15 protein-coding genes and 1 pseudogene are annotated in these 11450 nt (G+C 36.9%); 1 reads left to right on the top strand and 15 read right to left on the bottom strand.

The window, feature by feature from the left end:
* The first annotated feature begins 470 nt into the window (after positions 1-470).
* Positions 471-1727: a DUF445 domain-containing protein gene (locus AC1DVB_RS14715; RefSeq protein WP_477589748.1), complete on the top strand. Its 1257-nt coding sequence runs from the start codon at positions 471-473 to the stop codon at positions 1725-1727.
* Between the two features lie 234 nt (positions 1728-1961).
* Here the strand turns inward: AC1DVB_RS14715 and AC1DVB_RS14710 are convergent, their stop codons facing one another.
* From AC1DVB_RS14710 to AC1DVB_RS14640, 15 genes and pseudogenes are all read right to left on the bottom strand, one after another.
* Positions 1962-2153: a hypothetical protein gene (locus AC1DVB_RS14710; RefSeq protein WP_477589746.1), complete on the bottom strand. Its 192-nt coding sequence runs from the start codon at positions 2151-2153 to the stop codon at positions 1962-1964.
* A gap of 144 nt (positions 2154-2297) precedes the next feature.
* The gene (locus tag AC1DVB_RS14705; RefSeq protein WP_230134368.1) at positions 2298-2681 is read right to left on the bottom strand and encodes a hypothetical protein; all 384 of its coding nucleotides are present in this window, start codon (positions 2679-2681) and stop codon (positions 2298-2300) included.
* 55 nt (positions 2682-2736) lie between these two features.
* Positions 2737-3207: a hypothetical protein gene (locus tag AC1DVB_RS14700; protein WP_239860097.1), complete on the bottom strand. Its 471-nt coding sequence runs from the start codon at positions 3205-3207 to the stop codon at positions 2737-2739.
* A 71-nt stretch (positions 3208-3278) separates the two neighbouring features.
* Positions 3279-3506 (bottom strand): hypothetical protein, encoded by a 228-nt coding sequence (locus tag AC1DVB_RS14695; protein ID WP_230134370.1) that lies wholly within the window; start codon positions 3504-3506, stop codon positions 3279-3281.
* A 111-nt stretch (positions 3507-3617) separates the two neighbouring features.
* The gene (locus AC1DVB_RS14690) at positions 3618-4037 is read right to left on the bottom strand and encodes a hypothetical protein (protein ID WP_230134372.1); all 420 of its coding nucleotides are present in this window, start codon (positions 4035-4037) and stop codon (positions 3618-3620) included.
* 146 nt (positions 4038-4183) lie between these two features.
* Positions 4184-4570, bottom strand: a complete 387-nt coding sequence (locus tag AC1DVB_RS14685) for a type 2 periplasmic-binding domain-containing protein (RefSeq protein ID WP_230134374.1) — start codon at positions 4568-4570, stop codon at positions 4184-4186.
* Positions 4571-4719: 149 nt separating this feature from the next.
* Entirely contained in the window at positions 4720-5742 is a 1023-nt protein-coding gene (locus AC1DVB_RS14680) for an ADP-ribosylglycohydrolase family protein (protein ID WP_230134376.1), read from the bottom strand.
* 199 nt (positions 5743-5941) lie between these two features.
* Positions 5942-6376, bottom strand: a complete 435-nt coding sequence (locus AC1DVB_RS14675) for a hypothetical protein (protein WP_239860092.1) — start codon at positions 6374-6376, stop codon at positions 5942-5944.
* A 70-nt stretch (positions 6377-6446) separates the two neighbouring features.
* A complete protein-coding gene (locus AC1DVB_RS14670; protein ID WP_230134379.1) occupies positions 6447-6587 on the bottom strand; it encodes a hypothetical protein in 141 nt (46 codons plus the stop codon).
* Positions 6553-6671 (bottom strand): annotated as a pseudogene (locus tag AC1DVB_RS14665) (Imm3 family immunity protein); the annotation flags it as partial. The pseudogene AC1DVB_RS14665 and the gene AC1DVB_RS14670, both read right to left, overlap by 35 nt.
* A gap of 81 nt (positions 6672-6752) precedes the next feature.
* On the bottom strand, positions 6753-7082 hold the full coding sequence (locus AC1DVB_RS14660) for a hypothetical protein (protein WP_230134380.1): 330 nt from the start codon (positions 7080-7082) through the stop codon (positions 6753-6755).
* Positions 7083-7102: 20 nt separating this feature from the next.
* Entirely contained in the window at positions 7103-8833 is a 1731-nt protein-coding gene (locus AC1DVB_RS14655) for a ribonuclease YeeF family protein (protein ID WP_477589741.1), read from the bottom strand.
* On the bottom strand, positions 8830-9117 hold the full coding sequence (locus tag AC1DVB_RS14650; protein WP_477589739.1) for a YwqI/YxiC family protein: 288 nt from the start codon (positions 9115-9117) through the stop codon (positions 8830-8832). Before AC1DVB_RS14650 ends, AC1DVB_RS14655 begins: the two co-directional genes overlap by 4 nt.
* Positions 9117-9542, bottom strand: a complete 426-nt coding sequence (locus AC1DVB_RS14645; protein WP_063577498.1) for a YwqH-like family protein — start codon at positions 9540-9542, stop codon at positions 9117-9119. Before AC1DVB_RS14645 ends, AC1DVB_RS14650 begins: the two co-directional genes overlap by 1 nt.
* A gap of 235 nt (positions 9543-9777) precedes the next feature.
* Complete coding sequence (locus AC1DVB_RS14640) at positions 9778-11181, bottom strand: M28 family peptidase (RefSeq protein WP_095678700.1); 1404 nt, start codon at positions 11179-11181, stop codon at positions 9778-9780.
* Between the last annotated feature and the right edge of the window lie 269 nt (positions 11182-11450).

Genomic DNA, 11450 nt, shown 5'->3' with positions numbered 1-11450 from the left:
TATTTTAAAACAAAAATGACTCCAGGCAAAAGTGTTCTATCTAAAAGGTAAGACAAAGTTGATTGGAACGGAAGGTACGAGACTCCTGCGGGAAAAGCGCGTCTAGGGGAGACCCCGCAGGCGAAAGCCGAGGAGGCTCCCCGACCGCCCGCGGAAAGCGAGTGCCTAGAGTGGAAATCAACGTCCAAATTGTACAAGCCATAAAAAATAGACAAACTCGATTTTCATCGAGTTTGTCTACAGTCTGAAGCCGATTGAGTGAATCGGCTTTTTTTGTGCATTTATCATCAGAATATTGAACATTTAAGGGGAAATGACAATATTCAATGCCCAAAAATAATGAACTTACTGCCTTGTTGTGGTTATTTTTTTGTACTACCTGCTATACTACTAGATGAAAGTAAGTTATAAAATTTGCTAATGATTCGGGTTATAGTAATTGACTATCATTTTAAGGATGAGGGAATATAATGTCACCAAAAATAAAATCTTCAAGAAAAATAGCTAGATATTCACTAATTATCATGGGGGCGGGTTATATTGCAACCACTCCATTTCAAGGTACATTGCCTTTAGATTTATTACATGGAGGGTTTGAGGCTGGTTTAGTCGGCGGATTGGCAGATTGGTTTGCAGTCACTGCATTATTCCGCCATCCGCTTGGATTACCAATCCCCCATACAGCGCTTTTGCCCAACAATCGTAAAAGAATGACAAATGCACTTGTTTCGATGTTAAAAAACGACTGGCTTTCTAAGGAAAGCATTCAGGACAAAGTAAAACATATTCCTTTTACTGAAAAATTGATCCCTATTTTAGGAAAAGAGATTCAAAGTGATACTTTTAGAAAAGTCCTGATTAAACTGATCAAGCAAATGATTGGTTATATAGATATAGAAAAGATTACGCCTTTCGTTGCAAAAAAAATTAAAGCATCACTTTCCAGCATAGACATGAGCAAGATTCTACATTTAGTAAGTTCAGAGTTACTTAACGAAGAGTTTGATAAGAAGGCTTTGGATCATGTTTTGAAAAAAGCTGAAGATTGGTTAGGAAAAAAGGAAACCAGTCACCGACTTGGCACTGTTTCCATGGATGTACTCAGCAAGATTGAACTGGAAGGTATGCTTCAGTTCGCCGTTAAATCCATTCAAAGTCTACTTAATGAAGAGAAACTTGGGAATATCATCCAAAACCTGCTATTAAGTGTCGTAAATAATTTACAAAACGAGAAAGAACCAAATAGAGAGGCTTTAATCTTATATATCAGGAAAGAGATACAAGGCATTAACCATAACCGGGAACTGTTAGAAGGAGTTGAAAAATGGAAAAAACAACTTCTGACAAAATGGGAGCCTGAGGCGACAATAGAGGGAAGCCTAAAACAAATTCAACAAGAAGCATTGGATTTCGTCGAAGATGAACACTTCATGGATACTTACCTGACTCCAATGATTCATCATATACTGGACAATATTAAGGAAAATAGCACCCGCATCGATCAATGGATACAGAAACAAATTACTGTTCTCATTGAAAATAATCATACTCAGATCGGCAATCTTGTACAAGAAAACTTAGATAAGCTAGACAACGAAACGCTGATTGATATGATGGAAAATGGTGTAGGAAAAGACTTGCAATGGATTCGGGTGAACGGGGCGGTCTGCGGTTTTATCATAGGGCTTATCTTAACAGGTGCACAGGCTCTGCTTAGGCTATTATAATCCAGGCATAACGGCAGTATACAGTCGTTACCAAATCAACTGGGACTGATTCGTTTTTCTGAAAATGAAGAGATAAACAAAAAGCCAGCCAAGGTTTTCATGAAACACCTCGGCTAGCTTTTCCTTTTTATCAATAGACTTAGATTACAGGTACACATATAAATCAAAGGTACACATATAAATCAAAGGTACACATATAAATCAAAGCTCCACTTAAAGCAAGGCTTCAATTAACTAAGGGCTGGATTGCTGATCACTAAGCCAGCCATCAATATGATCCAAATTAAAAATCAGCAAATTATCGATGGGTCTGAGATGGGGGATCTTTTTATTCAATATTGGATCATTGATTTCCTCTTCGGTAATTGGATAATTTACCGACTCAAGGTAAATCATCAAACTTTTTATACCATAGGCTTTCCTCATTTAATCACCTCCCACCAAATTCTCCTTATTCAACATAAAGAAAACTTAGTGCTAGATATTAAATGAAAGACCGCTTAATTCTTAATACCCACTTTTAGAAGAAATAATCGCTTTTACTTTATGTAGGCACTTTAAATTAGGAAATTAATCTAATGTATAGGGTTTTCTCTCCTCGATTATTTTCACTTCACCCCATTCCACAGATTTGGAGTACATATATTTATCTGTCCGTTCAAACCCCATCCTTTTAGCAAGTTCAGTGTTTGTTGTATCCAACAATACTTTTCCAGTTCTTCTTTCTTCAGATGCTGGAAACACCTCTCCCTTATATATTGCCTTTGAATTTATCTTAAATAAATCTACCTCTTCTACAGAAACATTTTTTATATAAATATTTTCATCTAAATGTTTGAAACCTTGAGATAGATCAGCATGCTTATTACTTATTAACCTTATAGAATTATCTTCCAGTAGACTAAAACTATACTCGCTACCATTATGTATTGCATACTTTCCTTTTCTTATCATAGGTTCCTCCATTTTTCAGGTAAGTATTTATCATAAAAATAAAATTCCATTTCATTCATATACTATTCAACTTCATTATATAGTCTCTAACTTCTCCCCTAGGTATAACCTTCCTGCTTTCAGGTAAATCTTCAAATATTAATAGTGGTTTTTTCACCTCAATAATCGATTCTATGTCGTTAAGAGGCACGTCCTTTTTAAAAACAAATTGCTCTTTCTTTTCGAATTCATAGCAGTCTACATCATTACTATCCATACTAAATAACGAAATCTCATTTTCATCCAAGATATGCCTGCCCAATGAATATGGCTCAAACTCTTTACCTTTGTAAGCTACCACAAACTTTAGTTCATAAACTAAATCAACTTCTTCTTTAGTCACATCTTTGATAAATAGATTTGTTTTATTCCCTGTTTGATCAACAAGTTCACGAAATCCTTGTTCAGGTTCATGGGTTCTTAGTCTTAACCTGTCGTTACGGATATTCAAGAGGTAATCCTTATGATTATATATGGCATATTTCACCTTTAGCTTCACCTCGTCTAACTTGATCTTATTTAATATTTTATAATGTCACTTGTATTAAAGAATGAATATTAATTCAGAAGTTCCAAAACTGTTTTATAAAAATATTCACATGCATCATCTTCTGTATCAAATTTCTTTAAATTTGATTTCAACCCACGTTCACTATAATAGACTTCCAAAATATTATCTCTTTTATTTAAGCAAAGTACCTCATTAGGTAGTCCACCATTAAGGCTATATAGATTTTTTGGAACATTATCTTTAATTAATAATTTCTCCAATTCCAACTTTTTCAAATTAATTCCCTTCCCGTCTAATTATGTACATTTTCTTTTATATACTTAACCTCAAGAAATATATAATCCGAGTTATCTTCTTATACGATTCAGATATACACCTTTTTCTTTTTATCTTTTAAAATATAGTATGCTGATTCCTGCATCACATGACCTTGGATCATACCATTGCGTAATCTTACCCCATTCAAAAACATTTTCAGACAATACACCTTCTGGATACCCAATTTGCTCTGTAAGCCATTCGCCATGCTGCGAAAGTTTTTCTTCATAGTCCCATTGGTTAATGGATGGATTATTTACTTTCAAATTAATTCCCGATATTAAATTATTTTTAAATGATAATCGGACATTAAAATATTTGCTACCTAATTTAGGTGCCTTTAAAAACCTTAAAGATTTATTATGACTATCAAGGGTTATAAATTTAAACATACTTGAAGATTCTTTTGTTTTTATATCATCTAATTTACAGTTAGGAAAAATAAAAACACCTTCTATTTCCAACTCTCCCTTTTTCAGATTACTCATCCCTTAATCCCCTTCCGTGTCCTTTCAAAAAATTCAAATTTTTTTTGATCTGTAATCCTTTTCTTAAGTTAATTTAAATCTTTCATTTTGATAACATTTGTATCCTGTATCTCTTCGTAAGTCTTACTAATTGTAACGATTTATTTTTAATCAAACGAAAACAGTTTTCGCTCTTCTATTATTTCAACTTCATCTAAATTTACATTTTTAGAATAAAGATATTTATCTGTACGTTCAAATCCATACTTTTCGGCGAGTTTTAAATGAGGAGTTGCTAGAAGAATTTTTCCATTCTCGCCATTAGAAGCTCCAAACAACTCTCCTTTATATTTTGCAAAAGAATGAATTAAAAATAGCTTTTCTACTTCATTTAAGGAAATAACTTTTGTATAAATATTATCTTTATTATGGATAAATCCATAGTTCATGTCTTCCTTGTTATTGCTTATTAGTTCTATCAATCCTTTGCTTTTAGATTCTATGAATCTATACTCTTTCCAATTATAGATCGTATACTCACCTTTTCTTAGCATTTTCCCACTCCATAATTTAATTTTCCATCATTAAAAATAAACTGCTTCGCTTCCCGTTTAACATAGCATATACTGGATACTGGACATAAAAAACCCCTATAAAAGTCTTTTATAGGGGGTTTTTTTATAGTTAATATGGGTGATTCACATCAATCCCCATACTCTTCTTTAATGGCTTTATCTGCACAAAAACTATGGAATTGCTTGATTAATTCATCAATATCTTCTTTTCTGATGATTTTCTCAAGCCATTCTTTAGGAATGTCGTCCATTTTATAGTACATACCTGCCATTGTCCCTGTAATGGCACCTACTGTATCCGTATCATCCCCTAGATTCACTGCTGTTAAAACGGCATCGCTAAACGAATTTGAATTTCCTAAACACCAAATGGCTGCTTCCAACGTATGAACGACATAACCATCTGACTGAATTTCTTCTTGTGGTAATGAAAAGAAATCTTCCTCAAAAATCCTTGAATAGGATTGCAGCTCTTTTTGGTATATATGACCTTTATCAAAATTCTCATCAAAAAGTTTTTTTGTTTGTCTTATTGCATCTTCAGGAGAATTATTATAATAAAGTCTAAGTAAAAACTCGACATAAATAATGGAACCTACCACAGAACGCGGATGTGCATGTGTTACTTCCGTATACTTTTTAATGGTTTGGATTTTTTCAATGAAATTAAAGTTATTAATAAGGATAAATGCTACTGGAGCGACCCTCATCAACGCCCCATTTCCATTATCAAACATGGCATTTCCGCCACATTCTGGCGCTGGGGCTCCATTTTTAAACTTAATTATGGCTTCACTGGTCGTTCTGCCAATATCGAACATTTCATGATGTGGTGTCCAATAGCCAGATTCCATATACTGAACGAATTTTTGCATGAGCTCCGCTGAATCGCCTTTTTCAATTAAGTTTTCAATTAAACATAAAGTTAACGAAGTATCATCCGACCAGGTGCCTGGCGGCTGATTATAGGTTCCATATCCCGATATATCATTAATAGTGAAAGTCCCTCTTTTTTTAAATTCAACAGGAACACCCAGCATGTCTCCGATAATACTGCCATACATACTCGGTAATAATCTTTTCTTAATGGCTAAACTCATAAAAATCTTGTTATCGTCTTCCCATCTGTCTACCATTCTTCTGCCTGTCATTCTTTACACCTACTTTTTATTTAAGTACTATTTCGTCAGCCTTCAGTAATCCTTGCTCATTGATTAAAGTATCACTTTTGTTTTTATTAAATCTAACACCTAAACTACAAAATCACTTTAAGTTTTTTTATAAAAAAACCTCGAATGGCTTTAGCCACTCAAGGTTTCATTTTATTATAGCTAGATTTGATTTTCTGTGTCATTTTTTATAACTGATCCAGATCTCTACTTGTCCACTTTTCTTATCTTCAAATGAAGTGACTTCTCCCCAAGTTCTATTATAAATTAATGAGTCTCCTTTTTTAATATCTGGTTTTCCTAATATCTCTTCTACCCATTTATCATGTATCTCTTTCTTTTTTTCAGCTTTATAATTAGACCAATTATTGTAATTATTTTTCAAATTTTCATCAGCATTGTCGAGTTCAATACGAGAAACTTTACCATTCTGAAAGTTAACTACAATCCAAAAATAAATTCCATCTAACATAATTGCGTCCTTAAAAACAAACATATTATTCGATATATCGCTTGATAGTAGTTCATTTTGAAATTTTATACAAAAATCCTGTTTATTTGTATTGCCATTAAGTATGTTTCCTTTCACTAAAATATCACCTGTTAATCCATTCAAATTAAAAACCTCATTTTCATTTAATAGAATTCATTATTTTACTATATTCTTCAAAGGAGATTTCAGAATTTTATAGTTTTTCTATCATTGCACCCAATACTCCATGATGGTTCAACCACCATGAGCTTTTTACTTTTATATAACCCGCTAATGTAATCAATCCTTTATAAATATCGCTATTCTGCTGAAGGATTATAATCAACCTCTGCATTTCTTAATTCTTCTATTACTTTATTTATTCGTCTCGATAAGTCTCCTCTAATGTTAACTCATCTTCTGCTTCTTGTGGGTTAAAAGTCCTTCAGTCATTATAATAAAAGGACCTTAACAACTTATGTTAAGGTCCTTTTATTAGCAAGAAATACTTTTGATAAAATCAAATGTCACTTTTAAATTCTTTTAATAAAATATCTTTTATTTCATCTAATTCGTTATTAGCAACAATTCTCTTGTCATAGTTATCATGCCAAATAAAATAATCAGATAAGCCCACTCTAGGCTTATTTATATCACGATAGATGCTACTCAATTCCATCATAGTTTTACGATATTGTTCTGATGAGTCACAATCCAATAAGCATGCATCAATCAATTCAATTGAGGCTTTAGCTTGACTTATTATAAATTCTAAATCATTCTTTTCCTTTGTCAATATTTTCACCAAACGAACATAAGCATCTTTAATAACTAATAATGTTTGCTCCAACTTTATCCCCCATATTACAATTATTTTATTGGAATTTCATTAATCACTTCTAAATCCTTAATTTTCCATGGTTCTGACACAAAAATTTGATTTCCTCCACCTGAATAGATTCCAGCTTGATGGCCCGCTGGCCCCTCATATATAGTGGTTCCTTTAGGAACTTTCAGTGTATAAACACTATCTAGTGGCGATGAACCAGTTAGTGAACCTGTTTTTGGATCAATCCACTGTGCCTTTACAGCCAAATCAATTCTCCCTTCTATTCTAGTTGAGGGTTCCCTTGTAAAATATTGGCCTAAAGCATTTCTCCCACCACCTGCTTTTCCCGCTCTATATAAAATCAAATCTTGCTTAAGTACCTCCACATTATACTTTCCGCTTCTAAAGGTAGATGCAGCTCCCGGATTAATGTCTGCTAAAGGTCCTGGATTCTCAATCATATTATACTTATAGTTATCTCCAATTCCGCCATGACCAGCTTTATCTAGTGATGTAATTGTTCCTCTATTTATTAATGCTGAATCCTTAACCTGTAAATGATCCACATACTTCGCCGCACCTGCCACACCGCCGATTCCGAGTGCCATTAACAGCCCGTTCTGGCGCTGTTCCTCGGTTAGCTGGTTGCCGAACATGTCTTTGCCTGTGGCTGCTTCACCGAGGCCGTTGGCTGCGAGGAGCCCGTATATCCCGTATTCGGTTTTCTGGAGGAGGCTAAAGCCTTTTGTCGTTTTATAGGCATCGAGCGCGTGGTTCGCTGCGTTGAGCCCTTTGGCCGTTTTGTAGATGGCGCTACCGCCTTTGATGGCCCGTCCGGCCCAGCCGACGACGGGGATGAATCCAGCGGCGGCCATGGCGCCKGCGGCGATTCGTTCGGCATCGGACAGCTTGCGGCCCGTTACTGGATCGACTCCGGTYGAGGCCCTGATWGAATCATAATATCCCGTGAATTCCCCTGTAAAGGTTTTTGTCGTATCCCAGGCCTTTTCGTACCATGGACGATTTTCGAGTTCTTCCATTTCCTGTTCGATTTTCCGGGCTTCYGCTTGYTSCTTTTTGAAGGTTTGATAGTCTTTCATCTGACCGGCGACTTCATCCTTCACTTGATAGACGTCACTGCTCTTGAATGCCGATTGGTTGAATGTCATCGGCGAAACGTGGCCGTCCTGTTTGGTGGCATCAAGCAAGGCACGGAAGAGGCCAACGGCCACGTTTTCCTGCCCGATGGACACATCATATTCCTCGACCAATTGCCGGTCGACATTCTCGACCTTTGTCACGGTGTCATCCAGCCTGTGTCCGGCCAGCGTGATTTTTTCATTAAAGTCCTTTTGGTTGAACATATCAAGAGGCAGGATATCGTCAATGCTGTTCAGGATCCTTTGAAGGTCGTTCGCTTGTTGATCAACAAGCGACTTCGCTTGGTTGATGCCGTTTGAGACTTCGCCATCTAAAAAGGGGACCTCGACCACCGTATTTCCGGAGAGGTCCGCTTCTTCAAGATTGGCCGGTATGCCTTCCAAAAAACTGATCTGGGTTGTGAATAATTCCATCCAGGCGTCCGCCACCTCGATTTGTGCTTCATAGAAGCTTTTGATGGCGGTAGCACCGGCTCCCTGGAACTCGTCATCCAGGCCGACAATGCCCTGAAATTCCTTTTTCAGGGCTGTGACTTCCTTCTTTAGTTCTTCATATTGCTTGGCGCGCGACTTGGTTGCGGCCGTCAATGTCTCGGCTTCAAATATCTTCATCGCTGATACCCATGTGAAGACGTATGGGCGATGGCTTCATCCTGTTCTTTTAATAAGTCAATGTTGGCACGGGTATCTTCCACATTTTTCTGGACGATTTTGATATATTGCTCRAAGACCTTCTCCAGGTTCGTTTCSCGATCGATCCATTTCGARGTGAATTCCAATTTATTGTTGCCAAGCTCGCCTGCCGGCAAATTTCCAAGCGTGACTGTACCAAGTGCCGTCTTCACTTGATCGACTTGCTTCRTTACGGCAGGATGATTCAGTTTGATTGTCGTCATTAAAACAACCACCCTTTTAAATATGATATTTTACTTTCCAATTGATCTATGACGGCTTCTCCTTTGCCTAAAAGAACATCCGCTTCATGTGCTATCGTACCTGCTGCACTCAGAGCCTTTTTCTCTATATTAAGCATCATGATTTTACCGTCGATTTTCTCTTGATAGTCATCATAATCATCATGAATGATCGTTGACATTGCCTTGTATGCATCACTGCGGGCATCTTGAAAGTCTTCTGCCCGGTTTCCCGTCCAGCTTTTTGCCAAGTCCGGGTTTTTAATTTTAGCTATTTCCCCAAGACAAGCATTCTGTTCTTCTTTGATTTGTCTTTTTGCCTGCTCCAAACGATTGATTTTTTCATTCACATCGGAAGTTTTACTGGAGAGGGCAGAGTGAATTTCACTCAATGAATTTGCATACACCTAAAAAATCACCTCAAACATACTATTCTCATTATGTAGACTGTCATATTTTTCATAATTTTTATTATAAGGATTATAGTCTTAGAGTTAAATAGGGATAAATAAGCTATTTATGCTACGGAATTAGGAGATTCAGCCCGCACGCTCCAATTCCAAATTAGACTTTTTACCCTCGTATTTCCATTTTTAAACATAAAGAAAGGGTGCAGGCTGCACCCTCTGAATATTTACTGCATTATTTGAATTCCTTTTCGCCAAATAAATGCGGTACTTTCACTTTTTTCCCTTTTTTATGATTGAAATCAGGTTTTTTAGCTTCGATTTTTGCTTGGTCATAGACAGCTGTGCCGACAATTTCAGCAACATCTTGAAGCTTTTCTTTTGAAATTTTATCAATGGTATCATCAGGAGTATGATACCAAGGTTCTGATGGACTGTGGATGAATAAAGCAGCGGGTATTCCAGCCTCAGCAAATGACACATGGTCACTTCTCCCGCCTTGTCCATATGGAGTCGGCTCACCATTCAGTCTTGTACTTGATGCCTGGGCCAGCTCGGTTACAAGGTTCATTTCTCCATCATTAGTCAAAATGACCAAATCTCCGGCATCCCTGCTTCCCACCATATCGAGATTGAAGTTGGCAATGGTCCGCTTGATATCATCATCAGGGAGATTGTCCACATAATGCTGCGAACCCAACAATCCATTTTCCTCTGCCCCAAAGGTGACGAAGCGAATTTCCGTATCTGTAGGAAGATTCTTCAGAACACGGGCAAGTTCAAGGGTTACGGATGTTCCAGATGCATCATCATTCGCTCCGGGTGCCCCCGCGACGGAATCATGATGTCCAGTAATATAAATGAGATCGCTCTTTTTTGCTTTATTGTTCTTTGTTGCTTTTTTCGTTGCCACTACATTATAAGAGGTTTTTTCTCCGGAATGGGCACCTTCTATTTTTAATGAGGCTGTCAATTTGACTCCATCATTCAATTTTTCCAAAAGGGCTTCTCCATCCTTTTTGGTGATCGTGACGGATGGAATATACTTGTCATTATCCTCTCCGAGAGTCCCGTTTAATTCCCCATCTGCATTATTGAATAGGATGACGCCCGCTGCCCCTTTTTCCGCTGCATTCAAAACTTTCTCTGCAAAAGTGAGGTTCCCTCTTTGTATAAGGGCAATCTTCCCTGCAACATCGGTTTGCTCAAGCTCTTCTTTTGTTCCTAAACCGGCATATACCACTTCACCGGACAGATCCCCATTAACTGAATAGGTTAAATGATTCGCTTGGATTTCCCCATCAAATCCGGCAACGGACAGCTCGACCAAATTTGGGTCTGTATAAGATAAAAAATTGAACTCTTCAATATCGGCTTTATAGCCATAAGATTGGAATTGCTTTTTGATGAATTGGACGGCTTTATACTCAGAATCCGTACCGGCCACCCGAGGTGTTTGTGAGAGGTATTCAATATTCTTGTAGATTTTATCGGCATCGATTCTTTTAATGACTTGCTTGTCCGTGGATGGCGCTGATTGCACCGGCGATGAATGTGGCGCTGATAATGCGGTGGTTGTCCCGGCTGTCCCGAGTGTCAATACTGTGATTAATGTTAACGACAGAAATTGTTTTTTCATAGAATGCCTCCCAGTTTAATAGTTTCTACCACGATTTTACAATATATAGAAATTACTAACTAGGTAGGTTTATCCCTATTCATGCATGTCTAAAGTACCGAAATTACAAATACAAGAAATTACCAAGCTATTTGACCTGCATCAAAAGAACTTATCCATTCGATATTTTGTCATATTATATAAAAATACCTGTAATCCAAACAGGATTTTCGCACTTTTTCGGGAAAATAATACAGAAGATATTGAATTTTTACAGGGAGAAGGCGCAA

The sequence above is a fragment of the Peribacillus sp. P4_D6 genome, from assembly GCF_056401795.1.
This window is presented reverse-complemented; position numbering and strand designations above follow the sequence as displayed.

Bases quoted from the DNA above. Each gene is read 5' to 3' on its own strand.
- AC1DVB_RS14685 (WP_230134374.1), bottom strand. From the start codon at position 4,570: ATGCTAAGAAAAGGTGAGTATACGATCTATAATTGGAAAGAGTATAGA.
- AC1DVB_RS14670 (WP_230134379.1), bottom strand. From the start codon at position 6,587: ATGCAGAGGTTGATTATAATCCTTCAGCAGAATAGCGATATTTATAAA.
- AC1DVB_RS14710 (WP_477589746.1), bottom strand. From the start codon at position 2,153: ATGAGGAAAGCCTATGGTATAAAAAGTTTGATGATTTACCTTGAGTCG.
- AC1DVB_RS14705 (WP_230134368.1), bottom strand. From the start codon at position 2,681: ATGATAAGAAAAGGAAAGTATGCAATACATAATGGTAGCGAGTATAGT.
- AC1DVB_RS14690 (WP_230134372.1), bottom strand. From the start codon at position 4,037: ATGAGTAATCTGAAAAAGGGAGAGTTGGAAATAGAAGGTGTTTTTATT.
- AC1DVB_RS14680 (WP_230134376.1), bottom strand. From the start codon at position 5,742: ATGACAGGCAGAAGAATGGTAGACAGATGGGAAGACGATAACAAGATT.
- AC1DVB_RS14640 (WP_095678700.1), bottom strand. From the start codon at position 11,181: ATGAAAAAACAATTTCTGTCGTTAACATTAATCACAGTATTGACACTC.
- AC1DVB_RS14715 (WP_477589748.1), top strand. From the start codon at position 471: ATGTCACCAAAAATAAAATCTTCAAGAAAAATAGCTAGATATTCACTA.